Genomic DNA, 24,547 nt, shown 5'->3' on the forward strand with positions numbered 1-24,547 from the left:
CGAGCCCCGGCAGACGTTGCGCTGCCCCCAGCGGGCCAAGCCGAGACGAAGGGGTCTGTCGAGCTGATGCATAGTGAAATGACCTGCGAGACAATCGGATTCAGAGCCGCCACGGTGGTCGCCGACCCGTTCTCGAGGGCCCTGAGCGACCATGTCGTCGAGGTGCGCGGCGGGAGAATCGTTCGCGTCTACCCCGCGGCACTCGTGGCCGCTGGCGCTCGCGTCCACGACTTGGGCGACGCGGTCGTCACTGCGGGCGTCATCGACGCACACGTCCACCTCGGGTTCGACGGCAGCGCACATCCGGAGAGGACCATGTGCTCCGGCGACCGTGCCGCGCTCGGTGACCTCATCAGGAGCAACGCTGCCGCGATGGTCAGGGCCGGAGTGACCACGGTGCGCGACCTGGGTTGCATCGGGACGACCGTGACCGAGCTCGCCGCGGGCTGGGGGAGTGACCCTCGTTATCCCAGAGTCGTCGCGGCCAACGAACCGCTCACCGCGACCGGGGGCCACTGCTCCTACATGGCCACCGAGTGCGATGGCCTGGACGAGCTGCTGGGGGCGATCGGCCGGCGCCATCGCGAAGGGGCCGCGGTCATCAAGGTGATGCTCACCGGCGGCTTCATGCACGCAGAAGGCGACACGCCCTACCGTTCCGTCTACGATCTCGACACGCTCGAACGCGTCGTCACCGCCGCGCACGACCAGGGCATGGCGGTCGCGGCCCATGCCCACGGGACAAGGGGGATCATCGTGGCAGCCATGGCCGGAGTCGACACCATCGAACACTGCTCGATGGCCACCCCGGGCGGCGTGGATGTCGACCGCGCAGCACTGGACCTGCTCGTCGAGAACGGCACCATCGCCATTCCCACCGTGAGCTCCGTGTGGAACCAGCCGCTGCCCTGGGCCACCCGGGATGAGGCGGTCGAGGTCATCAGCCGTCTGAACGAAGCCGGCGTACCCATCGCCCTCGGGACGGACACTGGCATCCCGGGCGTCATGCCCGGTGACCATCTCGCCGGGCTCCAGGTTCTCGAGGACGCAGGACTCTCTCCGGTACAGCTCTGGGCAGCAGCCACCACGACAGCTGCAGCCGCCTGTCGGCTCGGCGAGCACGTCGGCCGACTCGCCCCCGGATACGCCGCGGACCTGCTGGCCCTCGACGCGGACCCCCGTGAGGATCTCTCCACACTCGGGCGCATCCAGGCCGTGTTCCGCAACGGCTGCATCGCCTCGACCGAGGAGGTCCCCGCGTGAACGGCTACACGATCGAGGCGGTCTCCAGGGCGATGCGCACCCTTGACGCGCTGGCGCAGAACCAGCCCGCAACCCTCGCCGAGATCGCCCAGGCAGTCGAGGCCAACAAGGCGACGATCTACCGGGTGCTGGCCACCTTGGTCGAACATGACATGGTCGTCCAGGACCCCCAGACGAAGCGCTACAACCTGGGTCCCCGTCTCATCACCCTCGGACACCGCGCCCTCGAATCGGCCGATGCCATCAACGCGGCCATCGGCGAGGGCGAGCGCCTCGCCGGTCGGCACCCCGTCGTGGTCACGGTCAATGTCGCTGCATCCAACAGCGTCATCGAAGCCGCCCGACTGCCTCGGCACGGGGGTGGGGAGTTCGCGCCCCTTGGCACCCCGATACCCTTCCACGCCTCAGCCTCGGGACTGGTCTTTCTCGCGCACTCTCCCTCCCTGCTCGACCGGGTCAAGGCCGGCGGGCTGCCGAAAATGGCCTCCCGCACCTTCACCAGTCCCCAGACACTCGACCGCGAGCTCCGGCGCATCCACGAGACCGGGTTCGCCCTCGTGGAGGACACCCTCGAAGAAGGGGTCACGGCCCTGGCGGCACCGGTCTTCGACCACATGGGTTCCGTGACGCTGACGCTCGGTGCGGCCGGGCCGACCGGAGCGACAACACCGGACGGCTGGCAACAGATCGGCAAGGATCTCCTCGCCGCCGTCCACACAGTGACTCAGAGAATCGGTGGCGTGCCGCAGGACTGACCGCAGCGGCGGCCTCGCTCCTTCGTCGCTCGTGTCCTCACGCCTTGGCTCCGTCGGCGCCTCATGGCTCAGTCGTTCATGGCCTTGATGATGACCACCGCCAGGCTCACGCGGTCATGGCCGTCGGGGTCGTCCGCGGCCTCCAGGGCGTTGTCGGCCTCCCGGACGATCGTCCACGCCCGGGCGCGACCCTCGTCGATGCCGGCGCGCTCACAGATGATCTCGAGCCGGCGTCGCAGGGACCACCGGATCTCGGATCCGGTGCCGAGCTCCTCGGCGCGGTTCCAGAGGGACGGTGCGATCTCGAACGCCACGTCACCCGCCATCGGCTTGGGGTCGATCGCGAGCCACGGCGAGCGATAGGCACCGAGGACGTTGAAGTAGTGCAGGTCGCTGTGCAGCAGCCGGTCCTCGCCGGGTGGACGGACCACCAGCTCCCGGGCGAGCGCGGCCGCCTGGTCGAGGTAGCGTCGCGGGATGACCGGGCGCGCCTCCCGCAGCTCGACGGCCTGCCGCTCCGCATAGTCGTCGAGTCGTGGGATGCGCGGGTGCGGCGGGCGGCGGAGTGTCGCCAGCAGACCGCCGATGACCTCACAGGCAGTGTCGATGTCGACGCGGCTCAGGTCCCTTGGGTGGAGGCGTTCGAGCAGGATCGCGAAACGTGCGGGATCGGCCCGGTAGAGACGGGCCGCGCCATGTCCGTTCCACACCTGGAGTGCGAGCGACTCCGTCGCCGCCTCCGGATGGGGCCAGCTGACCTTGAGGACCGCCTCGCCGCTTACGCCGGCCAGCTCGCGGTGCGAGCCGAGGAGGCGGACCGGCAGGGCGATCGAGCAGACGCCCGTCATGGTGGGCCCGATCGGCTCGAGCTCCCATTCGTCGAGCAGGTCGGCCAGCAGGCGCGGCAGCTCGGCGATCCAGTCCTCTCCCGAGAGGTGGCCGTCGGCGGGATAGGTGCTGATCCGGTGCGCGAAGTGGGCTGGGATGAGGTCGATCACGGCCGCGCGGCTCCGCTCGTACCGGGGAAGGCCATAAGAGGTATGCCGTGTGCTGGGCCGAGCGCCTGGACGCGGGCGCTCCAGGTGGCGACCTCTGCCAGACCAGCTGCCGTCACGGAGGTCTGCAGCAGGGTGGTCGTCGCGTCGATCGCGTGAGCGAGGAGGTCCTTGGCGAGTCTGGCGGCCGCCTCGGGCGTGGTGACCGGGTAGGGCAGCTGCCACCCACCGGGCAGCGCGCCTCCCGGCAGCTCAGGGCCGAGGTCGGCCAGCAGGCGCCGGACGGCGTCAAGAGTGCCGAGTGCCGCCTTGCGGGCCGCGTCGACGGACTGGGCCGCCACCACCTCGAAGCCGTAGACCAGTGGTGCGGTGTGCTCGACGAGAGCCGTGTGGAGGGTCTGCGGGCCGGTCCGCGAGAGCGGGACCGTGGTGCCGAGCCCGGCTGCCACGGCGAGGCGGGCCGAGGTGGCGGAGAGCAGGACGGTCCGGTTGTTCGCACTTGCCGAGGCGATCGACTCCCAGCGTCCGGACGGTACGGCTACGAGCACCCTGCCGAAGGCGGCCGGTCCCGACGCCGGCCCGGGGGCAGCACTCGTGGCCCCGCTCGTGGCCGGACCCTGCGCCGCGTCGATCACAGAGGTCGGGACGCCCTCGTTGGTGAGCCGGCCCGTCAGCACGGTGTCCTGCTCACGGAGCAGTCGCAGTGCATCGCCGACCGGGGCTCCGGCCCGATCCGCCTTGGACAGCAGCTCTCCGAGCGCGAGGAGGCCCCGGACGTCATGGACGAAGCCCACGAGGAGGTGTTCGTCCGGTACCGACTCCCTCGTCGGGACGGGTGGCGGAGGCTGCGGGAGGTCCAGCCGCAGCCCGCATCCGGCGAGCAGGCCCCCAGACGCGACCAGGCCGGCGAGGACGGCGCGTCGGGAGACGGTGGGCACTGATCGGACCGCAGAACTGGACGGGACTGTCTCCCTCCTGCCGCCGGCGCCCATGGCGAGATCATGGCATGTCCGGCGCGGGGCGCAGGGACGGCGCGGCGTCCCCTAGAGTTGGTGCTCACGGGTGTCCACGGGCACCGATTCGAGAAGAGCAGGAGGCACGGTCACATGAGTGCGGCCGATCAGGTGAGGGAGTCGCTCGAGCCGGTCATCGCACCCCTCGGCCTCGTGATCGAGGACGTCACCGTCTCTCCCGCCGGCAAGCGCCGGGTCGTCCGGGTCCTCGTCGACACCGACCTCGCCGGCCTCGACGACGCTGACACGACGAGCGTCGTCCAGCCACTCTCCCTCGACCGGGTCGCCGAGGCGACGCATCTCGTCGGCGAGGCCCTGGACGGGACCTCGGTGCTCGGCGACGCGCCATACGTGCTCGAGGTGTCCTCACCCGGGGTGGGGCGCCCGCTCACGACGCGCGACCACTTCCGGCGCAACGTCGGCCGCCTGGTCACGGTCCAGCACGCCGGCGCCGACCTCACGGGTCGGCTGGTCGAGGTGGGAGCCGACACGCTCGCCCTCGAGGTGCCCGCCACCAAGAAGACCCCGGAGCGAACCGTCTCCCTCGACCTCGGTGACGTCCGGAAGGGCACCGTGCAGGTCGAGTTCAAGCGGATCGCCGACGACGACCAAGAGGCATCGGACGAGGCGTCGGATGCGGAGGAGGAGAGCTGATGGACATCGACCTCGCTGCACTACGCGCCCTCGAGCGTGAGCGCGACATCAGCCTCGAGGTGCTCATCCCCGCCATCGAGCAGGCGCTCCTCGTGGCATACCACCGCACCGACGGAAGCTACCGGCTGGCCCGGGTCGAGCTGGACCGCAAGACCGGCCACGTCATCGTCTGGGCTCGGGAGGAGGGCGAGCTGCTGCCCGCCGAGGAGGGTGAGCGGCCCGAGCGCGGCGAACCCGGCCCCGAGTTCGACGACACCCCGGAGGGCTTCGGTCGGATCGCGGCCTCGACGGCTCGTCAGGTCATCGTCCAGCGACTGCGCGACCTCGAGGACGAGGCCGTCCTCGGCGACTTCAAGGGCCGCGAGGGCGACGTCATCTCGGGCGTCATCCAGCAGAGCCAGGACCCGCGCAACGTGCACGTCGACTTCGGAGCCGTCGAGGGGCTGCTCCCGCTCGCCGAGCAGGTGCCGGGGGAGCGGTACGTGCACGGCGAGCGGCTGCGCTGCTACGTCGTCAGCGTGAAGCGGGGCCAGAAGGGGCCCCAGGTCGGCCTCTCGCGCACTCACCCCAACCTGGTCCGGCAGCTGTTCCGGTTCGAGGTCCCCGAGATCGCGGACGGCACCGTGGAGATCTCCGCCCTCGCTCGTGAGGCGGGTCACCGGACGAAGATCGCGGTCCGCTCGACCGTGCCCGGCGTCAACGCCAAGGGCGCCTGCATCGGGCCGATGGGTGCCCGGGTGCGTGCTGTCATGACCGAGCTGCGGGGCGAGAAGATCGACATCGTCGACTACGCGGACGACCCCGCCCAGTTCGTCGCGGCGGCGCTCAGCCCCGCCCGCGTGCAGGCGGTCGAGGTGGTCGATCCCGTCGCCCGGACGGCGCGGGTCACCGTGCCCGACTACCAGCTCAGTCTCGCCATCGGCAAGGAGGGCCAGAACGCCCGCCTCGCGGCAAAGCTGACGGGCTGGCGCATCGACATCCGGCCGGACACCGAGCGGGAGTGACGCGGCCGGGGCAACGCCGCGGCGCGGGCCAGGCAGCGAGCATGCCGCCGCACGCGGTAGACTTGTTCGTGGCCGACCGGACTGGACTCCGAGCTGACCCGTCTCGCACCTGTGTGGGATGTCGACGCACGGATAGCTGGTCGGCACTGCTGCGAGTCGTCGCGGATCAGGCAGAGGACGAGAGCCCCACCCGTGGAGCGATCATCCTCCGTCCCGACCCGGGGCACCGGATGCCCGGGCGGGGTGCGTGGTTGCACCCGACACCCGAGTGCTTCGAGCTGGCGGTGCGCCGGAAGGCGTTCGGACGTGCCCTGCGCCTGCAGGCCCCGGTCGATCTCCACCCAGTCGCCCACCAGCTCGGGATCCAGCACCCGTAGTAAGCGGTCGTCACACCGGCGACCATCACGTCAGAAGAACGGTCAAACGCACATGAGGCGGGTTGAAACGCGATGTGCACCCGATGAGTACTCAGCGATGAGCAAGCCCCAGTTGTAACGACGGTTCGGCCACTCCTGTCGGTCGGACCGAGACAGGAGAAATGTGGCCAAGGTCCGAGTCTACGAGCTCGCGAAGGAGCTCGGAGTCGAGAGCAAGGTTTTGCTCGCACACCTCAAGAGCCAGGGAGAGTTCGTCCGGTCGGCGTCGTCGACCATCGAGCCCCCCGTCGTCCGCAAGATCAAGGAGACCTTCCCCCAGGAGCTGGCCTCCGGCGGGAAGGCACCGGCCAACCGGCCGGCCGTCAAGACCGCGCCGCCCGCGCCTGCAAAGGCCGAGGCACCCGCTCCCAAGAGCGCCCCGGCCGGTCCCACGCCGACCCCGGCACCGGCGGCGCCCTCCGCGCCGAGCCAGCCGGCGCCGTCTCCTGCCGCACCGGCGCCCACGCCCGCTGCGCAGGCACCCGCTCCTGCTCCGCAGGCCCCCGCCGCCAAGGCACCAGCGCCAGCACCGGCTCCCGCCCCTGCGGCCCCGGCCGCGCAGGCCGGACAGGGCGCTCCCGCCCGACCCGGCCCCAAGCCCGCCGGTCCGAAGCCGGCGTCGCGTGACGGCGGTCGCGGTGCCACCCCGGCTGGCTCGTCGCCTCGTCCGGCGCCGCGGCCCGGTGGTCCGCGTCCGGGCAACAACCCGTTCAGCTCGAGCCAGGGCATGCAGCAGCAGCGCTCTCGTGCCGGCGACGCCGGTCCGCGTCCGGGCAACAACCCGTTCAGCCCCAGCCAGGGCATGCCGCGGCCGCAGCAGCGTCCCGGCGGTCCCCGTCCGGGGGCGCCTCGTCCGGGTGCGCCCGGCGCCGGGCCGCGTCCCGGTGCACCCGGCGCCGGGCCCCGTCCCGGTGGTCCGCGCCCGAGCCCGGGCATGATGCCGGAGCGCAGCACCATCGGTCGTCCCGGCTCCCGGCCGGGCGCGCCCGGTCGTGGTGGCGCCGGCGCTGGCGGCGGTCGTGGCGGCTTCGGCGGCGGCCCCGGTGGTGGCGGCGGCGGTCCCCGCGGCGGCGGCTTCGGCGGTCCCCGCGGTGGCGGCGGCGGTCGTGGCTCGACGGCCGGTGCCTTCGGTCGCGGTGGCGGTCGGCCCGTCCGTGGGCGCAAGTCCAAGCGGGCGAAGCGCCAGGAGTTCGAGCAGATGCAGGCGCCGACCGTCGGCGGCGTCACCGTCCCGCGCGGTGACGGCTCGACGGTGGTGCGGGTGCGTCGTGGTGCGTCCCTCACCGACTTCGCCGACAAGATCAACGCCAACCCGGCGTCGCTCGTGACCGTGCTGTTCCACCTCGGTGAGATGGCGACGGCGACGCAGTCACTCGACGAGGACACCTTCAAGCTGCTCGGTGCCGAGCTGGGCTATGACGTCCAGGTCGTCTCGCCGGAGGACGAGGAGCGCGAGCTGCTCGGTTCCTTCAACATCGACCTCGACGCCGAGCTCGAGGCCGAGGAGGACGAGGACCTCGAGGCGCGGCCACCGGTCGTCACCGTGATGGGACACGTCGACCACGGCAAGACGAAGCTTCTCGACGCGATCCGTTCGGAGCACGTGGCGGAGGACGAGGCGGGTGGCATCACCCAGCACATCGGTGCCTACCAGGTCGTCACGAGCCACGAGGGCGCGAAGCGTGCGATCACCTTCATCGACACCCCGGGTCACGAGGCCTTCACCGCCATGCGTGCCCGTGGTGCGTCGGTGACGGACATCGCGATCCTGGTCGTCGCCGCGGACGACGGTGTCATGCCGCAGACCGTGGAGGCGCTCAACCACGCACAGGCGGCCGGTGTGCCGATCGTCGTGGCCGTCAACAAGGTCGACAAGCCGGAGGCCAACCCGGCCAAGATCCGCCAGCAGCTGACCGAGTACAACCTCATCGCCGAGGAGTACGGCGGCGACACGATGTTCGTCGACGTCTCGGCGAAGCAGGGGACCAACATCGACGGTCTGCTCGAGGCGGTCCTGCTGACGGCCGACGCGGCGCTCGACCTGCGGGCGAACCCCAACAAGGACGCACGCGGTGTCGCCATCGAGGCGCACCTGGACAAGGGCCGTGGCCCCGTTGCGACGGTGCTCGTCCAGTCCGGCACGCTCAAGGTCGGGGACGCGATCGTCGCGGGCAACGGCCACGGTCGTGTCCGGGCGATGCTCGACGAGCACGGCACCAACGTCGACGAGGCCGCGCCCTCGCGTCCCGTCCTCGTGCTCGGTCTCACGTCCGTGCCGGGCGCCGGTGACACGTTCCTCGTGGCTCCGGACGACCGGACCGCCCGTCAGATCGCCGAGCGTCGTGAGGCCGCCGCGCGTGCCGCCTCGCTCGCCAAGCGCCGCAAGCGCATCTCGCTCGAGGACCTCAACGAGGCCCTCGCCGCGGGCAAGGTCGACACCCTCAACCTCATCCTCAAGGGTGACGTCTCGGGTTCCGTCGAGGCGCTCGAGGACGCGCTGCTCAAGATCGACGTGGGCGACGAGGTCGACCTGCGGATCATCCACCGCGGTGTCGGTGCGATCACGCAGAACGACGTCAACCTCGCGACGGTGGACGACGCGATCATCATCGGCTTCAACGTCCGGCCCGCCGAGCGGGTCGCCGAGCTGGCCGACCGGGAGGGCGTCGACATGCGCTTCTACTCGGTCATCTACCAGGCCATCGACGACGTCGAGGCGGCGCTGAAGGGCATGCTCAAGCCGGAGTACGAAGAGGTGCAGCTCGGGACCGCCGAGGTCCGCGAGGTCTTCCGCTCCAGCAAGTTCGGCAACGTCGCGGGTTCGCTCGTCCGGTCGGGCGAGATCAAGCGTGGGGCCAAGGCCCGCCTCGTGCGCGACGGCACCGTCGTGGGCGAGGCCGAGATCGCCGGGCTGTGCCGGTTCAAGGATGACGTCACCGAGGTCCGGGAGGGCTTCGAGTGCGGCATCAACCTGGGGTCGTTCAACGACATCCAGATCGACGACGTCATCGAGACCTTCGAGATGCGCGAGAAGCCGCGCGACTGATCGTGCGGTGCACAAAGGCCGGTGACCGGGGCTGGAACGCCCCGGGCACCGGCCCTTCGCGCGTCTCCACTCTCGATCGGGCGAAGCACACTCTCGATCGGGCGAAGCACACTCTCGATCGGGATCGAGCTCTCGACCGGGAGGGAGGGGTCGCCGTGAGCCCTGGGGGAGCGCGCCGACTAGGGTGATGAGTCGGGCCGCACCCGGCCCGTCGCCCCCTTCCCCCCGAGCCCAGGAGGTCGTCATGGCTGACCCTGCCCGCGCCCGAAAGATCGCCGACCGGATCAAGGTCATCGTCGCGGAGTACCTCGAGCACCGGGTCAAGGACGAGCGGCTCGGTTTCATCACCATCACCGACACCCGTGTCACCGGCGACCTGCAGCACGCATCCGTCTTCTACACCGTCTTCGGTGACGACGAGGCCCGCCGGGCCACGGCCGACGTGCTCGAGGCCTACCGGGGACGTATCCGCTCCGCGGTGGGCAAGCAGATCGGGATCCGCCTCACGCCGTCGCTCGAGTTCATCGCCGACGCCCTGCCCGAGGGCGCGGCCCACCTCGAGGACCTGGTCGCGCGCACTCGCGCCCGTGACGACGAGCTCGCCCGCGCGGCGGCCGGGGCACGTCATGCGGGGGAGCCCGACCCCTACAAGAAGCCGGCGTCCGCCACGGACGACGCCGACGAGGAGTCCGGCTCGACCGATGCCTGACGGCCTCCTCGTCGTCGACAAGCCGGCCGGCTGGACGAGCCACGACGTCGTCGCGAGGAGCCGACGTCTGGCCGGCACCCGGCGCGTCGGCCACGCCGGCACCCTCGACCCCAAGGCGACGGGCGTGCTCATCCTCGGGGTGGGCCGGGCGACCCGGCTGCTGACCTTCCTCGTCGGCTGCGACAAGGCGTACACCGCGACCATCCGGCTCGGCCAGACCACGGTGACGGACGACGCCGAGGGTGAGGCCATCGACTCGCTCGGGGTGTCCGACTGGCCCAGGGTCGAGGCGGCCCTCCCACACGCCGTGTCCCTGCTCACGGGCACCATCGAGCAGGTGCCGAGCGCCGTCAGCGCCATCAAGGTGGGCGGGGTGCGCAGCTATGCCCGTGTGCGCGCCGGCGACGAGGTCGACCTGCCGTCGCGGACGGTGACGGTGAGCCGGTTCGACGTGCTGCGGACCACCCCCGCGCACACCGAGACCGACTCCGGGCAGCCGATCGAGGTGGTCGACGTGGACGTCGAGGTCGAGGTCTCCTCCGGCACCTACGTGCGCGCGCTGGCCCGCGATCTCGGCGCCAGCCTGGGTGTCGGGGCCCACCTGACCGCCCTGCGCCGCACCCGGGTCGGTGCCTTCACCGTCGAGCAGGCGGTGGGGCTCCACGAGCTGACCGAGCGGTGCGAAGGTGACAGCGTCAGCGGCATACCGCTGATCTCGATGTCCGACGCCGCGCGCGCCCAGCTGCCCGTGCACGAGGTCACGACGGAGGACGCGACGCGGATCAGCCACGGGCAACGCATCTCGTCCGGGCCTGGGGGCCACGACGCCGTCGCGGCGATCGCTCCCGACGGCCGACTCGTCGCGATCCTCGACGAGACCCGGGCCACCGCCCGGCCGAAGGTCGTGTTCCCCGTCACCTGACGGATGGTCGGGAGGCCGGTGGACCGACCACTACAGTGGTCGCCGTGCAACGGTGGTACGGAACCGACGACATCCCCGACGGCCTCGGGGCGACCGTCGTCACCCTCGGCAACTTCGACGGAGTCCACCGCGGGCACCGTGCGGTGCTCACGCAGGTCGTGACCGAGGCCAGCCAGCGCGGTGCGGTTCCCGTTGCGGTGACCTTCGAGCCGCACCCGATCGCGGTCCTCTACCCGGACCGCGCGCCGACGATGATCGCCTCCCTCGAGCAGCGGCTCGAGGAGCTCGAGGCCGTCGGTCTCGAGGCGGTCCTCGTCATCGAGTTCACCCGCGAGTTCGCCCAGGAGACGCCGGACCAGTTCGTCCGGACCACCTTCGTCGAGGCGCTCCGGGCGTGCGCCGTCGTCGTCGGCAAGGACACGCGGTTCGGCGTGCAGAACTCCGGGGACGTCGAGACCCTGCGGGAGCTCGGCGAGAAGTACGGCTTCGACGTCATCGCCCTCGAGGACATCGGGGAGGGCGCCCGGTGGAGCTCGACCCAGCTGCGCTCCGAGCTCGAGGCAGGCAACGTGTCCCACGCCACCCAGATCCTCGGACGGCCCCACCGGGTCTCCGGCACCGTCGTGCACGGGGACCACCGAGGGCGGGAGCTGGGCTTCCCGACGGCGAACCTCAGCGCCGACCAGGAGGGCATGGTCCCCGCGGACGGCGTCTACGCCGGCTGGCTGGTGCGCCGCGACCTCGACGCCGGTCACCCCGACCGGATGCTGCCGGCCGCGATCTCGATCGGCACCAACCCGACCTTCGACGGCAACCAGCGGCGCGTCGAGGGCTACGTGCTCGACCGGACCGACCTCGACCTCTACGGCGAGGCCGTCTCCTACGAGTTCGTCGAGCGGCTGCGGCCGACCCTCAAGTTCGACTCGATCGACGCGCTCACCGAGCAGATGAGCGAGGACGTCGAGCGATGCCGGCAGATCCTGTCGGCCATCGTGCCCTCCTGATCCGCTGCCTGACACGTCCGGCGCCACGCCGCCGGAGCGACCCGTCCGTCACGGTGCGATCTCATCACCGGAGGAAGGGGTGACCCGGGCCCACCTCCGTGGCATCATCCGCTGCTAAGGGGCCCGCGCCGGGGCCACCCCAGACCCGAAGGAGTGTCGTCATGCCCCGTCTCGCCGCGCCCGACGAGAAGGTCGACTGGTCGGTCCTCGAGGGCCGAGCCCCGAGCGTCGGAGCCCTCCTCCGGAGGCGGGTCGAGGCCACCCCTCACAACCCGGCATTCCAGTACTTCCGCGACCCCGAGAGCAGCGAGCTGACCACGGTCACGTGGGCGCAGGCCTACGACCTCGTCGCGGCCCTCGCCGCCGGGCTCATCGACCTCGGCATCGGGCTCGAGGACCGGGTCGCCCTCGCCTCGCAGACCCGGTACGAATGGGTCATCGCCGACCTCGCCATCGTGTGCGCCGGCGGTGCCACGACGACGGTCTACCCGACGACGATCGGCGAGGACGTCGCCTACATCCTCACGGACTCCGGCAGCGGCATCGTCTTCGCCGAGGACGACGCCCAGGTCGCCAAGCTCATGGAACGCCGCGCCGAGATCCCGGAGGTGCGCCACGTCGTCGTCTTCACGGGCGCGGCGTCCGACGACGGCTGGGTGATCACCCTCGCAGACCTCGAGGCCCGGGGACGCGCCGCGCTCGAGGCTCGGCCCACCCTCGTCAGCGACCGGATCGACGAGATCAAGTCCGAGCACCTCGCGACCCTCATCTACACGTCGGGCACCACCGGCCGTCCCAAGGGTGTCCGCCTCGTCCAGGACAGCGTCGTCTACGAGGGGGCCGTCATCGAGGCCGGGGGCATGATCGGCCCGGACGACCTGCAGTTCCTGTGGCTGCCGCTGTCGCACGTCTTCGGCAAGATGCTCGTCGCCACCGCCCTGCAGATCGGCTTCCCGACCGCGGTCGACGGCCGGATCGACAAGATCGTCGACAACATGGCGATCGTCCGGCCGACCTTCATGGCCGGCCCTCCCCGGATCTTCGAGAAGGCCCACGGCAAGATCGCCATGATGTTCGCGTCCGAGACGGGCCTCAAGAAGTCCCTGATCGACTGGGCCCTCGGAGTCGGCGGCCGGATGCGCGACGTGCGCGAGCGCGGCGACTCCCCGTCCGCGCTCCTGTCGCTCCAGCACGCCGTGGCGACGAAGCTGGTCCTCGGCAAGGTCCAGGAGCGCTTCGGGGGGCGGGTCCGGTTCATGATCAGCGGCTCGGCCCCCCTGGGCGCCGACGTCGCCAAGTGGTTCGGCGCCGTGGGCCTGCTCGTCCTCGAGGGCTACGGCCTGACGGAGTCGTCGTCCGGCACCACGGTCAACCGGTCCGAGCCGGGCACCTACGTCTTCGGGTCCGTGGGCTGGCCCATGCCCGAGACGGAGGTGCGCATCGCCGAGGAGGACGGCGAGATCCTGATCAAGGGTCCGGGGGTGATGCGCGGCTACCACAACAACCCCGACGCGACGGCCGAGGTGCTCACCGAGGACGGCTGGTTCCACAGCGGCGACATCGGGCGGATCGACGAGCGGGGGTTCGTCTACGTGACGGACCGCAAGAAGGACGTCTTCAAGACCTCCGGGGGCAAGTACGTCGCGCCGGCCGCCATCGAGGCCAAGTTCAAGGGGATGTTCCCCTACCTCAGCCAGTTCGTCGTCCACGGCGCAGGCCACAACTACGCGACGGCCCTGGTCACCCTTGACCCGGACGCGATCACCGCGTGGGCCGCGGCGAACGGGATGGCCGGCAGGAGCTACGCCGAGATCGTGTCGTCCCCGGAGGCGCACGCGCTCGTGCAGGGCGCGATCGACGAGCTCAACGCCGGCCTCAACCGCTGGGAGACGATCAAGAAGTTCACGATCCTCGAGCGCGACCTCACCATCGAGGAGGGCGACCTCACCCCGAGCATGAAGCTGCGTCGTAAGTCCGTGACGGAGAAGTACCGGCCGGAGCTCGACGCGATGTACGAGGAGGCCTGACCCCCACCGGACGTCCCGGACCGGGCGCGCGCTCACCCGCGGGAGCGGGCGAGCGCCATACGCCATCTAAACTGGGCGGATGTCCGGTGAGTCGATCTTCCATGCCCTCGAGCCGCTGCTCGAGCGGGTCAGCAAGCCCATCCAGTACGTCGGCGGCGAGCTCAACTCCACGGTGAAGGACTGGCACGTCGGCGGGTTCGGGCCCGCCGGCGAGGAGCTCACCACGCGGTGGGCGCTCATGTACCCCGACGCGTACGAGGTGGGGCTGCCCAACCAGGGCGTCATGATCCTCTACGAGGTGATCAACGAGCGGCCGGACGCGCTCGCCGAGCGCACCTACGCCGTCTGGCCCGACATGGAGGCGCAGCTGCGCGAGACGGGGCTGCCGCAGTTCACCGTGGACGGGCACCGCCCGGTTCGCGACTTCGACCTCTTCGGGGTGTCGTTCTCGACGGAGCTCGGCTACACCAATCTGCTCACCGCGCTCGACCTCGCCGGGATTCCCCTGTATGCCGCCGAGCGGGCTCTCGAGGATCCCATCGTCATCGCGGGGGGCCACGCCTCGTTCAACCCCGAGCCGATCGCCGACTTCATCGACGCGGCCGTCATCGGAGACGGCGAGCAGGCCGTGCTGACCATCACCGACATCGTCGGGGAGTGGAAGGCGCAGGGCCGGCCCGGCGGCCGCCGTGAGCTGCTCCTGCGGCTCGCCCGCACCGGCGGGGTCTACGTGCCGTCGTTCTACGACGTCAGCTACCTGCCTGATGGGCGGATCCAGCGCGTCGCGCCGTCGCCGGATGCTCCCGGCGTGCCGTGGCGCGTCTCGAAGCACACCGTCATGGACCTGGACGCGTGGCCCTACCCGAAGCAGCCGCTGGTCCCGCTCGCGGAGTCGGTGCACGAGCGGATGTCCGTCGAGATCTTCCGCGGGTGCACCCGCGGGTGCCGCTTCTGCCAGGCGGGGATGATCACCCGCCCGGTCCGCGAGCGGTCGATCACCGGCATCGGCGAGATGGTCGAGCAGGGCCTCGCCGCGACGGGGTTCGAGGAGGTCGGCCTCCTCTCGCTCTCGTCGGCGGACCACTCCGAGATCGCCGACATCACCAAGGGCCTCGCCGACCGCTACGAGGGCACGCAGACGGGGGTGTCGCTGCCGTCCACCGGGGTCGACGCCTTCAACATCGACCTTGCCAACGAGCTGACCCGGAATGGCCGGCGCTCCGGCCTGACGTTCGCGCCGGAGGGCGGCTCGGAGCGGATCCGCCGCGTCATCAACAAGATGGTGACCGAGGAGGACCTGATCAACACCGTCGCGGCGGCCTACGGGGCCGGGTGGCGCCAGGTCAAGCTCTACTTCATGTGCGGCCTGCCCACCGAGACCGACGAGGACGTCCTGCAGATCGCCGAGGTCGCGCGTCGGGTCATCGAGACCGGCCGTCGGGTGTCCGGGCGGCGTGACATCCGGTGCACCGTGTCCATCGGCGGCTTCATCCCCAAGCCGCACACGCCCTTCCAGTGGGCCGCGCAGCTCGGGCCGGAGGAGACCGACGCGCGCCTGCTCAGGCTGCGCGAGGCGATCCGCGCCGACCGCAACTACGGCTCGTCGATCGGGTTCCGCTACCACGACGGTCAGCCCGGGGCCGTCGAGGGCCTGCTCTCGCGCGGGGACCGCAGGGTCGGGCGCGTCATCGAGGCGGTCTGGCGCGACGGTGGCCGCTTCGACGGGTGGAGCGAGCACTTCTCCTATGAGCGGTGGATGCGCTGCGCCGAGGAGGCTTTCGCCGGTGGCCCGGTCGACGTCGCGTGGTACACGACCCGAGAGGGCGAGCATAACGTGGTGCTCCCGTGGGACCACCTCGACTCGGGCCTGGACAAGGACTGGCTCTGGGAGGACTGGCAGGACGCGCTCGACGAGCGCGAGGTCGACGACTGCCGGTGGACGCCGTGCTTCGACTGCGGTGTCTGCCCCCAGATGGGCACCGAGATCGAGACCGGCCCGACCGGCCGCACGCTGCTGCCTCTGACCGTCCTCGGGCAGCGACGCGGCGAGCTCGTCGAGCAGCGCTGACCGCGGCGGGCCCGTGCCTTGCCTTCGGTCGAGGTAATCGCCGGACAGCACTGTCCGGTAAATACCTCGACCCACCGGGCCTTGGGGTCAGACCGGGTGACCGATGTGGGCGAGCGCCTGCCGGACGAGCACGCCGTGGCCGCCCGTCATCTCACCGCGCTGTGCCATGGCCGCAGCGTCCTCGGGCGAGACCCAGGCCAGCTCGAGCGCGTCCTGCTGGGGCCGGCAGTCGCCCATCACGGCGACGACGTAGGCCAGCGACACGGCGTGCTGCCGGGGGTCGTGGTACGGCGTCACCCCCGGGGTCGGGAAGAACTCGGCGACCGTGAACGGTTGTGGGGAGAGCGGGATCCGGGGCAGGGCGACCGGGCCGAGGTCGGTCTCGATGTGCCGGGCGAGGGCGTCGCGGATCCGCTCGTGGTAGAGCACCCGACCCCCGACGACCTCGTGGCCGATCCCGCCGTCGGAGTCGGCGCGCAGCAGCAGCCCGATGTGCGTCACGACGCCACGGTCGTCGGTGCGGACGGGGATGGCGTGGACGTAGAGGATCGGCAGCCGGCTGCGCGCTGCGTCGAGGTCCTCCCGGCTCAGCCACGAGCTCGTCGTGTCGACCTCGGTCATGCGTCTGCCCCTCTCGTCGAAGATCTGCCGGGCTTCATGATGCCCGACCCGCCTCCCGAGGGCGGAGGGGCTCACCCGCTAGAATGGGCACACAGGCGTCTGAGCCGTCATCAGCGGCGAGCCTCCGGAAGAACGGGCCCCACTCCGGTGGAGCCTCACTAGACCCGGACGGGTGGGCCCGTCACAGCCTGCAACGAGCGGTCGTATGCCGCTCACCTGGCTCGCCGGGTGGGCTCACGCGGCAAGCGAGGTGGTACCGCGGTACCGCCGGGTGGTCCCGGTGGCGTCGTCCTCGTCGAGTGACAGAGCGAGCGACCCAGGAGACCACCGACATGACCTACCCGAAGGTCACCACGGACCCCCAGCACCAGGGCGATGTGCCCCCCTCTCCGCGGTTCCCGGACATCGAGGAGCGGATCCTCAAGTACTGGGACGAGGACGGCACCTTCGTTGCCTCGGTCGAGAACCGGCCGGCGGGGGAGAGCGGCTCCAACGAGTTCGTCTTCTACGACGGTCCCCCCTTCGCGAACGGCCTGCCCCACTACGGGCACCTGCTGACCGGCTACGTCAAGGACATCGTGCCGCGCTACCAGACCATGCGGGGCAAGCGGGTCGAGCGCCGGTTCGGCTGGGACACCCACGGCCTGCCCGCCGAGCTCGAGGCGATGCGCCAGCTCGGCCTGAAGACGAAGCAGGAGATCGTCGAGCTCGGCATCGACCGGTTCAACGACGCGTGCCGCGCCTCCGTCCTCAAGTACACCGACGACTGGCGCAGCTATGTGACGCGGCAGGCGCGGTGGGTCGACTTCGACAACGACTACAAGACGCTGAACCCGAGCTTCATGGAGTCGGTCATCTGGGCGTTCAAGACGCTCTACGACAAGGGCCTGGTCTACGAGGGCTTCCGCGTGCTGCCCTACTGCTGGAACGACCAGACGCCGCTGTCGAACCACGAGCTGCGCATGGACGACGACGTCTACAAGATGCGTCAGGACCCGGCCGTCACGATCGGCTACCGCCTCGAGACCGGCGAGCTCGCCCTGATCTGGACGACGACGCCCTGGACCGTGCCCTCGAACATCGCGATGGCGGTCCACCCCGACATCGACTACGTCGTCGTCGAGTCGGACTTCACGGGTGTCACGGAGCGTTACATCATCGCGGAGGCCCGGCTCGCCGCCTATGCGAAGGAGCTGGGTGGATCCGACCCGTCGACGCTGCAGGACCGGATCGTCGGGCGGCTCAAGGGCAGCGAGATCGTGGGCCGGCGCTACACGCCCCCGTTCTCCTACTTCCTCGGCCACCCGAAGGGGCACGTCGTCCTTCCGGCCGACTACGTCACCACCGAGGACGGTACCGGCCTCGTCCACATTGCCTCCGCCTTCGGCGAGGAGGACAAGGTGCTGACCGACGCGTTCGGCATCGACGTCGTCGTGCCGGTCGCGGCCGACGGCACCTTCACCTACCCGGTCACCGAGTACGAGGGGATGCACGTCTTCGACGCCAACCCCCACATCATCGACCACCTCAAGGCGCGCACCCGCGGCGAGGGCGAGATGGGCGCAACGACCGAAGGCACGGTCCTGCTGCGCCGCGAGACCTACGACCACACCTACCCGCACTGCTGGCGCTGCCGGCAGCCGCTCATCTACATGGCCGTGTCGAGCTGGTTCGTCGAGGTCACGAAGATCAAGGACCGGATGCTCGAGCTCAACCAGCAGATCGACTGGACGCCCGAGCACGTCAAGGACGGCCAGTTCGGCAAGTGGCTCGCCAACGCGCGCGACTGGTCGATCTCCCGGAACCGCTTCTGGGGCAGCCCGATCCCGGTGTGGAAGTCGGACAACCCCGAATACCCGCGCATCGACGTCTACGGCTCCTTCGAGGAGCTCGAGCGCGACTTCGGCGTGGCCGTCACGGACCTGCACCGACCAGGCATCGACCGGCTGACCCGGCCCAACCCCCACGACCCCTCGGGCAGGTCGACGATGCGCCGCGTCGAGGACGTGCTCGACGTGTGGTTCGACTCGGGCTCGATGAGCTTCGCCCAGGTGCACTACCCGTTCGAGAACGCCGACTGGTTCGAGCACCACTTCCCCGGCGACTTCATCGTGGAGTACATCGGGCAGACGCGCGGCTGGTTCTACACCCTGCACATCCTCGCGACGGCGCTCTTCGACCGGCCCGCCTTCAAGTCCTGCGTGAGCCACGGCATCGTCCTCGGCTCCGACGGGCAGAAGATGAGCAAGTCGCTGCGCAACTACCCGGACGTGACAGAGGTCTTCGAGCGGGACGGCGCCGACGCGATGCGCTGGTTCCTCATGAGTAGCCCCATCCTCCGCGGCGGCAACCTCATCGTCACCGAGCAGGGCATCCGCGACGGTGTCCGGCAGGTCATCATCCCGCTGTGGAACGCGTGGTCCTTCTTCGCGCTCTACGCCAACACCGCCGAGGGCGGCGCCGGCTACGAGGCGAAGCGGTCCACCACCTCCGAGGACGTTCTCGACCGCTACCTCCTGGCCAAGCTGCACGAGTTCGCCCGCCAGATGCGCGAGCAGCTCGACGACTACGAGATCGCAGCGGCGTGCGACACGACCCGCACCTTCCTCGACGTGCTGACGAACTGGTACATCCGACGGTCCCGCGACCGCTTCTGGGGCGGGGAGTCCGACGAGTCGAGGGCCGCCTTCGACACGCTGTGGACGGCGCTCGAGACGGTGACCCGTGCCGTGGCGCCGCTGCTGCCGCTCGTCACCGAGGAGATCTGGCGCGGGCTCACCGGGGGCCGCTCGGTCCACCTCGAGGACTACCCGGACGCGGCCGACCTCCCGGCCGACCCGGCCCTCGTCATGGCCATGGACCGGGCCCGCGAGGTGTGCTCGACCGGCTCCAGCCTGCGCAAGGCCCAGGGCCTGCGGGCCCGGCTGCCGCTCGCGTCGCTCACGGTCGTCGTCCCCGACCCCGCTGCACTCGAACCGTTCGAGGCCATCATCCGCGACGAGCTCAACGTCAAGTCCCTGAGCCTCGTCGAGCTCGGCTCCGACAGCGGTGCCGACTACGGCGTGACCCAGCGCCTCACAGTCAACGCCCGGGCCGCCGGGCCCCGACTCGGCAAGGACGTCCAGGCGGCGATCAAGGGGGCCAAGAGCGGCAGCTGGTCCGTCTCACCCGATGGGGTGGTCACCGCCGGCGGCCTCGAGCTGCACGAGGGTGAGTACACCCTCGAGACCGTCGTCGACACCCAGGAGTCCGGTGCGTCGGCCACCGCGATGCTGTCTGGCGGCGGCTTCGTCGTGCTCGACACGCAGGTGACACCCGAGCTCGCCAGCGAGGGCCTCGCCCGCGACCTCGTCCGGGCGGTCCAGCAGGCCCGCCGCGACGCCGGCCTGCACGTCAGCGACCGGATCAGCCTCACCGTCACAGGCACGGACGCCGTCTTCGACGCCACCGTTGCCCACCGCGACCTCATCGTGGGTGAGACGCTGGCCACGCAGTTCTCGTCGGCGGGTCCGGACCATGGACTGCCCGAGGGGGCCGGATCGACGGTGGTCGTCGGTGACGGACAGGAGGCGCGGATCATGGTGGCGAAGCGATGAGCACACAGCCTGAACGAGATGGCGTCGTGGTCCGCACGGCGGCCGGGGACGACCTCGACGGCGTCCTCCGCGTCGGGCACCAGACGTGGCGGGCCACCTACGAGCCGATCGCCGGACCCGAGTTCGTCGAGATGGGCCTCGCGAAGTGGTGGACCGGCGACGCCCTGATTCCCGGGATCCGCGTCGGGCGGACCCTGGTCGCCGACGACGAGGGCACCGTCGTCGGCATGGCGTCCTACGGCAGCCAGGACGACCAGCTCATCCTCTGGAAGCTCTACGTCCTGCCCAGCCACCAGGGCCGCGGGATCGGGCGACGCCTGCTCGACGTGGTCATCGCCCGGGCGAGAGAGCTGGGCCGCACCGAGCTGCACGTGTCCCACATCGAGGGCAACGAACAGGCCGGCCGCTTCTACGAGCGCAACGGCTTCCGTCATACCCACCGTGAGTCCGGCGGCTCCGGGCTGCCGGACGAGATCTGGCTCGTCAAGGACCTCACCGACGGGGGCGCGGGGGCCGGGCCGGTCGACGGCTCGGCCGCGCGCCAGGAGCGGGGGACGCGGTGAGCCCGCGACCCGATGCGGCCGCGCACGAAGCGGCCCGCCGGCTCGAGGAGCGCAAGCGGATGCGCGAGATCGAGCAGGAGATCCTGTCCCGGGCCCCCGAGAACGACATCGGTCCCTCTCTCGAGCGCATCCGTGCGGTCATGGAACTGGCGGGCGATCCCCAGCGGGGCTTCCCCGTCATCCACCTGACCGGCACGAACGGCAAGACGTCGACGAGCCGGATGATCGACACGATCCTGGGGGAGCTCGGCCTCTCGACCGGACGGTTCACCTCGCCGCACCTGCATGACCTGCGCGAGCGGATCGCGCTGTCCGGCAAGCCGATTCCACGCGAGAAGTTCATCGCCGCCTATGAGGACGTGAAGCCCCTCGTCGACATCGTCGATGGGGCGTCCCTCGGCTCCGGTGGGCGTCGCCTCAACTTCTTCGAGACGCTCGTCGCGGTCGCCTACGCCGCCTTCGCCGACGCGCCCGTCGACGTGGCGGTCGTCGAGGTCGGTCTGGGTGGCGCCTGGGACGCGACCAATGTCGTCGACGGGCGGGTCTCGGTGATCACGCCGATCGACCTCGACCACACCCACCTGCTCGGCGACGACATCGTCTCCATCGCCGAGGAGAAGTCCGGGATCATCAAGCCTGACGCCATCACCGTCTCGGCGCTGCAGCAGGACGACGCGGCCGAGGTGCTGGCGGAGCGGGCTGAGCAGGTCGGGGCCCGGATCGTCTTCGAGGGCCGGGACTTCGGGGTGCTGTCCCGAGACGTCGCCGTCGGCGGGCAGGCCGTCTCCGTCCGGGGGCTCGCCGGTGACTACCCGGACCTGTTCCTGCCGCTGTACGGCGGCCACCAGGCGCAGAACCTCGCCACCGCGATCGCCGCCGTCGAAGCCTTCGTCGGCGGGGGAGAGCAGCCGCTCGACCATGACGTCCTCCTCGCCGCCTGCGCGGCGATGGCGTCCCCGGGACGGCTCGAGGTGGTGCGCAGGTCGCCGACCGTCGTCGTCGACGCCGCGCACAACCCGCACGGTGCCCGGGCGCTCGTGACCGCTCTGGAGGAGGCCTTCACGTTCACGCGGCTCGTCGGGCTGCTCAGCGTGGTCGCCGACAAGGACGCCGTCGGCATCCTCGAGATCCTCGAGCCGGCGCTCTCCGAGGTCGTCATCACCCGGAACTCCTCGCACCGCGCGCTCGACCCGGCTCGCCTCGGCCAGTTGGCCGTCGACATCTTCGGCGAGCACCGTGTCACGGTCGTGCCGAACCTGCCCGACGCGCTGGAGCAGGCGGTGACGCTCGCCGAAGCCGACGGGATCGGTGGGGGAGTGCTCGCCACGGGCTCGGTCATCACCGCGGGCGAGGTGCGCCTCCTGCTCGGCCACGACGAGACCTGACCCGGCACCCACGTAGGCTCGAGCCATGCTCCTCAAGCTCATCCTGGTCGTCGCGCTCGTCGTGGTGGTGGTCGTGCTCTATGGCCGCACCGTCGGCCGCCGCGACACCGAGCGGACCTATCCCGGGCTGACGGAGAAGGCCCGCGCGAGCATCAGCCGCGAGATCAGCGGAGGCCGCAAGGTCAACGCGATCAAGATCTACCGCGAGGCCACGGGGGCGGCGCTGACGGACGCGAGGCGAGTCATCGACAGCTGGTTCGTTCCCGGCCGGGGACCGGGGGTGGAGGACGCGGCCAGGTCGTGGACCGAGGGCCGGCTCACCCCCGAGGCCCGGGCGCGGATCAGCCGCCTCGTCGAGGGCGGCCGGCGCGAGGACGCGATGGCGCTCTATGCCGCGGCCACGGGGGCCAGCGACACCGAGGCCCAGGCGATCATCCGCACCTGGGACACCTCCCAGGACTACTGACCACGGACACGAAAGGCACCCGGATCGCATGTCGCGGCTCGTCTTCTACGGCACGACCGGCAAGTTCACCTGGCGGATGCTCGCCACGGTGCTGGCCGGGCAGTCGATCATCATCTTCTTCGGCGCGCTCGTGGCGCGTGGCGTCGCCATGGCCGGTTCCCAGCCCGCGACGGCGGGCCGCTACCTGCTCGTCGGCTCGGCGGTCGCCGTGCTCTGCGTCGCCGGCGCTGGGCTGACCCGCAAGCCGTATGGCGTGACCGTCGGCTGGGTGGTCCAGCTCCTCACGATCCTCTCGGGTCTGGTCGTCCCGATGATGTTCCTCGTCGGGCTGATCTTCCTCGCGCTGTGGGTCGTCTCGCTGCTCCAGGGCGGCAAGGTCGACCGGCTGAGGGCCCCGGTAGGGTGACCGCCGTGACCACCGAACGTTCCCTCGTCCTCGTCAAGCCCGACGGATTCCAGCGCGGACTCACCGGGGAGGTGCTGCGCCGCATCGAGGCCAAGGGCTACACCCTGAGTGCCCTCGCCGTCCTCACGCCGACGCGGGAGCTGCTGGCCAAGCACTACGCCGAGCACGAGGGCAAGCCGTTCTACGAGCCGCTGCTCGAGTTCATGTCCTCCGGCCCCGTGACCGCCGCCGTCATCGAGGGCCAGGACTGCGTCAAGGGTTTCCGCTCCCTCGCCGGCGCGACCAACCCCACCGACGCCGCGCCCGGCACGATCCGGGGCGACTTCGGCCGTGACTGGGGCACCAAGGTGCAGCAGAACATCGTCCACGGTTCCGACTCGTCCGAGTCCGCCACGCGCGAGATCGGCATCTGGTTCCCGGAGCTGTAGCCCCGACCAGCCCACCGTTGGCCGGCCGCCGCGAGGACGGGTGGAGGATACGGGTGGAGGATGCGGTGATGGAGCGCGCTCGCAGCGAGACCCCGGTCGCGGACCTCATCGACCGCGCCTGGGACCGGAGCAGGTTGTCCCTCCGGGCTCGGCTGCGTCGGGTCGGCAGCTCGGCCTTCCTCGTCCTGCAGTCGGCGCTCGCCGCAGGCTTCGCCTGGTGGTTCGCCACCGACGTCATCGGCCACAAGCAGGCGTTCTTCGCGCCGATCGTCGCCGTCGTCTGCCTCGGCATGTCGTACGGACAGCGCCTGCGGCGGGTCCTCGAGGTCGCCGTCGGGGTGGCGGTCGGCGTCTTCACCGCCGACGTCTTCGTGCACTTCGTCGGGACCGGCCCCTGGCAGGTGACCGTCATCGTCATCGCCTCGATGGTGATCGCCCTGCTGCTCGACGCCGGCCGCGTCCTCGTGACCCAGGCCGCGGTGCAGAGCATCGTCGTCACCACGCTCATCGCGAGCCCGGGGCAGGCCTTCACGCGGTGGACCGACGCGCTCATCGGGGGCGGCGTCGCGCTGGTGGCCGCCAGCGTCGTCCCGCAGGCGGCTCTGCGCCGTCCGCGCGTCGCGGCGTCGGCGGGCGTGCGCAAGATGAGCGAGCTGTTCCGACGGGCTGCGACGAGCGCCGCCGACGGTGACGTCCAGGCCGCTGCTGAGGTGCTGGCATCCGCCCGCGGCACCGAGGGGCTGCTGCGGGACCTGCGCACGGCCGCCGACGAGGGGCTCTCGGTGCTGACCAGCTCCCCCTTCTCGCGTGGCCACGCCCAGGGGGTGCGCAAAATGGTGGATCTCGTCGAGCCGCTGGACCGGGCGATGCGGAGCACCCGTGTCCTCGTCCGCCGGGTCACCGTCGCGGTCGGCCGGGGCGAGGCACTGCCGGAGGGGTATGTCGACGTGCTCCGGCAGCTCGCCGCGGCCACGGACGTCATCGCGCGCGCCCTCGCCGAGAACGCGGCGCCATACGCCGGACGCCTCGCCGTCGAGCGGGTCGCGCGGGCGTGTGCGGCGCTGCCGCGGACCCCGAGCCTCGCGACCGAGACCGTCCTGGCGCAGCTGCGGTCGGTCGTGGTCGACCTGCTCCAGTTGACCGGGATGGACGTCGACGAGGCGGTTGCCGCGATGCCCCCCGAGCGCCCACGCGACTAGCCGAGGC

General features: G+C 70.9%; 21 protein-coding genes. 18 read left to right on the forward strand and 3 right to left on the reverse strand.

Features of this window, described 5'->3' with window-relative positions; all coding sequences use genetic code 11:
* Positions 1 to 78: 78 nt before the first annotated feature.
* Together ACTHJJ_RS11700 and ACTHJJ_RS11705 are read left to right on the forward strand one after the other, a co-directional pair.
* Positions 79 to 1,263 (forward strand): amidohydrolase family protein, encoded by a 1,185-nt coding sequence (locus ACTHJJ_RS11700; RefSeq protein ID WP_440303120.1) that lies wholly within the window; start codon positions 79 to 81, stop codon positions 1,261 to 1,263.
* Positions 1,260 to 2,018, forward strand: a complete 759-nt coding sequence (locus tag ACTHJJ_RS11705; RefSeq protein WP_440303121.1) for an IclR family transcriptional regulator — start codon at positions 1,260 to 1,262, stop codon at positions 2,016 to 2,018. Before ACTHJJ_RS11700 ends, ACTHJJ_RS11705 begins: the two co-directional genes overlap by 4 nt.
* Positions 2,019 to 2,086: 68 nt before the next feature.
* Here ACTHJJ_RS11705 and ACTHJJ_RS11710 read toward each other — a convergent pair whose 3' ends face one another.
* A complete protein-coding gene (locus tag ACTHJJ_RS11710) occupies positions 2,087 to 3,016 on the reverse strand; it encodes an aminoglycoside phosphotransferase family protein (protein WP_440303122.1) in 930 nt (309 codons plus the stop codon).
* Positions 3,013 to 3,951: a hypothetical protein gene (locus ACTHJJ_RS11715; protein ID WP_440303123.1), complete on the reverse strand. Its 939-nt coding sequence runs from the start codon at positions 3,949 to 3,951 to the stop codon at positions 3,013 to 3,015. Before ACTHJJ_RS11715 ends, ACTHJJ_RS11710 begins: the two co-directional genes overlap by 4 nt.
* Before the next feature lie 168 nt (positions 3,952 to 4,119).
* On the opposite strand from ACTHJJ_RS11715, the gene rimP reads away from it, so the two are divergent.
* The 9 genes from rimP (at position 4,120) to ACTHJJ_RS11760 (ending at position 15,876) form a co-directional block, all read left to right on the forward strand.
* On the forward strand, positions 4,120 to 4,680 hold the full coding sequence (gene rimP / locus ACTHJJ_RS11720; protein ID WP_440303124.1) for a ribosome maturation factor RimP: 561 nt from the start codon (positions 4,120 to 4,122) through the stop codon (positions 4,678 to 4,680).
* Positions 4,680 to 5,684, forward strand: coding sequence for a transcription termination factor NusA (gene nusA / locus ACTHJJ_RS11725; RefSeq protein WP_440303125.1), 1,005 nt, complete (start codon positions 4,680 to 4,682; stop codon positions 5,682 to 5,684). The genes rimP and nusA overlap by 1 nt, the downstream gene beginning before the upstream one ends.
* A gap of 41 nt (positions 5,685 to 5,725) precedes the next feature.
* Entirely contained in the window at positions 5,726 to 6,061 is a 336-nt protein-coding gene (locus ACTHJJ_RS11730; RefSeq protein WP_440303126.1) for a YlxR family protein, read from the forward strand.
* 163 nt (positions 6,062 to 6,224) lie between these two features.
* On the forward strand, positions 6,225 to 9,146 hold the full coding sequence (gene infB / locus ACTHJJ_RS11735; protein WP_440303127.1) for a translation initiation factor IF-2: 2,922 nt from the start codon (positions 6,225 to 6,227) through the stop codon (positions 9,144 to 9,146).
* Positions 9,147 to 9,390: 244 nt separating this feature from the next.
* Entirely contained in the window at positions 9,391 to 9,855 is a 465-nt protein-coding gene (rbfA, locus tag ACTHJJ_RS11740) for a 30S ribosome-binding factor RbfA (protein ID WP_440303128.1), read from the forward strand.
* Positions 9,848 to 10,777: a tRNA pseudouridine(55) synthase TruB gene (gene truB / locus ACTHJJ_RS11745; protein ID WP_440303129.1), complete on the forward strand. Its 930-nt coding sequence runs from the start codon at positions 9,848 to 9,850 to the stop codon at positions 10,775 to 10,777. Before rbfA ends, truB begins: the two co-directional genes overlap by 8 nt.
* Positions 10,778 to 10,821: 44 nt before the next feature.
* Positions 10,822 to 11,781 (forward strand): bifunctional riboflavin kinase/FAD synthetase, encoded by a 960-nt coding sequence (locus ACTHJJ_RS11750; RefSeq protein WP_440303130.1) that lies wholly within the window; start codon positions 10,822 to 10,824, stop codon positions 11,779 to 11,781.
* A 161-nt stretch (positions 11,782 to 11,942) separates the two neighbouring features.
* The gene (locus tag ACTHJJ_RS11755; RefSeq protein ID WP_440303131.1) at positions 11,943 to 13,808 is read left to right on the forward strand and encodes an AMP-dependent synthetase/ligase; all 1,866 of its coding nucleotides are present in this window, start codon (positions 11,943 to 11,945) and stop codon (positions 13,806 to 13,808) included.
* A gap of 79 nt (positions 13,809 to 13,887) precedes the next feature.
* Positions 13,888 to 15,876: a TIGR03960 family B12-binding radical SAM protein gene (locus ACTHJJ_RS11760; RefSeq protein WP_440303132.1), complete on the forward strand. Its 1,989-nt coding sequence runs from the start codon at positions 13,888 to 13,890 to the stop codon at positions 15,874 to 15,876.
* Positions 15,877 to 15,963: 87 nt separating this feature from the next.
* On the opposite strand, the gene ACTHJJ_RS11765 is transcribed toward ACTHJJ_RS11760, so the two are convergent.
* Complete coding sequence (locus tag ACTHJJ_RS11765; RefSeq protein WP_440303133.1) at positions 15,964 to 16,497, reverse strand: NUDIX hydrolase family protein; 534 nt, start codon at positions 16,495 to 16,497, stop codon at positions 15,964 to 15,966.
* Positions 16,498 to 16,829: 332 nt separating this feature from the next.
* On the opposite strand from ACTHJJ_RS11765, the gene ileS reads away from it, so the two are divergent.
* From ileS to ACTHJJ_RS11800, 7 genes are all read left to right on the forward strand, one after another.
* Entirely contained in the window at positions 16,830 to 20,093 is a 3,264-nt protein-coding gene (gene ileS / locus ACTHJJ_RS11770; RefSeq protein ID WP_440303134.1) for an isoleucine--tRNA ligase, read from the forward strand.
* Positions 20,090 to 20,656 carry a GNAT family N-acetyltransferase gene (locus tag ACTHJJ_RS11775; RefSeq protein WP_440303135.1) on the forward strand — a complete coding sequence of 189 codons (567 nt, stop codon included), beginning with the start codon at positions 20,090 to 20,092 and terminating at the stop codon, positions 20,654 to 20,656. Before ileS ends, ACTHJJ_RS11775 begins: the two co-directional genes overlap by 4 nt.
* The gene (locus tag ACTHJJ_RS11780) at positions 20,653 to 22,041 is read left to right on the forward strand and encodes a bifunctional folylpolyglutamate synthase/dihydrofolate synthase (protein WP_440303136.1); all 1,389 of its coding nucleotides are present in this window, start codon (positions 20,653 to 20,655) and stop codon (positions 22,039 to 22,041) included. Before ACTHJJ_RS11775 ends, ACTHJJ_RS11780 begins: the two co-directional genes overlap by 4 nt.
* A gap of 25 nt (positions 22,042 to 22,066) precedes the next feature.
* Positions 22,067 to 22,507, forward strand: coding sequence for a hypothetical protein (locus ACTHJJ_RS11785; protein WP_440303137.1), 441 nt, complete (start codon positions 22,067 to 22,069; stop codon positions 22,505 to 22,507).
* Between the two features lie 28 nt (positions 22,508 to 22,535).
* On the forward strand, positions 22,536 to 22,913 hold the full coding sequence (locus ACTHJJ_RS11790) for a DUF4233 domain-containing protein (protein ID WP_440303138.1): 378 nt from the start codon (positions 22,536 to 22,538) through the stop codon (positions 22,911 to 22,913).
* A gap of 5 nt (positions 22,914 to 22,918) precedes the next feature.
* Positions 22,919 to 23,341 (forward strand): nucleoside-diphosphate kinase, encoded by a 423-nt coding sequence (gene ndk / locus ACTHJJ_RS11795; RefSeq protein ID WP_440303139.1) that lies wholly within the window; start codon positions 22,919 to 22,921, stop codon positions 23,339 to 23,341.
* Positions 23,342 to 23,409: 68 nt separating this feature from the next.
* Positions 23,410 to 24,540: an FUSC family protein gene (locus ACTHJJ_RS11800; RefSeq protein ID WP_440303140.1), complete on the forward strand. Its 1,131-nt coding sequence runs from the start codon at positions 23,410 to 23,412 to the stop codon at positions 24,538 to 24,540.
* Positions 24,541 to 24,547 lie beyond the last annotated feature (7 nt).

This window comes from Intrasporangium sp. (assembly GCF_051961875.1).
Lineage (GTDB): Bacteria > Actinomycetota > Actinomycetes > Actinomycetales > Dermatophilaceae > Intrasporangium_A.

Bases quoted from the DNA above. Each gene is read 5' to 3' on its own strand.
- ACTHJJ_RS11765 (WP_440303133.1), bottom strand. From the start codon at position 16,497: ATGACCGAGGTCGACACGACGAGCTCGTGGCTGAGCCGGGAGGACCTC.
- ACTHJJ_RS11700 (WP_440303120.1), top strand. From the start codon at position 79: ATGACCTGCGAGACAATCGGATTCAGAGCCGCCACGGTGGTCGCCGAC.
- ACTHJJ_RS11785 (WP_440303137.1), top strand. From the start codon at position 22,067: ATGCTCCTCAAGCTCATCCTGGTCGTCGCGCTCGTCGTGGTGGTGGTC.
- ACTHJJ_RS11800 (WP_440303140.1), top strand. From the start codon at position 23,410: ATGGAGCGCGCTCGCAGCGAGACCCCGGTCGCGGACCTCATCGACCGC.
- rbfA (WP_440303128.1), top strand. From the start codon at position 9,391: ATGGCTGACCCTGCCCGCGCCCGAAAGATCGCCGACCGGATCAAGGTC.
- ileS (WP_440303134.1), top strand. From the start codon at position 16,830: ATGACCTACCCGAAGGTCACCACGGACCCCCAGCACCAGGGCGATGTG.
- rimP (WP_440303124.1), top strand. From the start codon at position 4,120: ATGAGTGCGGCCGATCAGGTGAGGGAGTCGCTCGAGCCGGTCATCGCA.
- ACTHJJ_RS11760 (WP_440303132.1), top strand. From the start codon at position 13,888: ATGTCCGGTGAGTCGATCTTCCATGCCCTCGAGCCGCTGCTCGAGCGG.
- ACTHJJ_RS11790 (WP_440303138.1), top strand. From the start codon at position 22,536: ATGTCGCGGCTCGTCTTCTACGGCACGACCGGCAAGTTCACCTGGCGG.
- ACTHJJ_RS11775 (WP_440303135.1), top strand. From the start codon at position 20,090: ATGAGCACACAGCCTGAACGAGATGGCGTCGTGGTCCGCACGGCGGCC.
- nusA (WP_440303125.1), top strand. From the start codon at position 4,680: ATGGACATCGACCTCGCTGCACTACGCGCCCTCGAGCGTGAGCGCGAC.
- truB (WP_440303129.1), top strand. From the start codon at position 9,848: ATGCCTGACGGCCTCCTCGTCGTCGACAAGCCGGCCGGCTGGACGAGC.
- ACTHJJ_RS11755 (WP_440303131.1), top strand. From the start codon at position 11,943: ATGCCCCGTCTCGCCGCGCCCGACGAGAAGGTCGACTGGTCGGTCCTC.
- ACTHJJ_RS11730 (WP_440303126.1), top strand. From the start codon at position 5,726: ATGCCGCCGCACGCGGTAGACTTGTTCGTGGCCGACCGGACTGGACTC.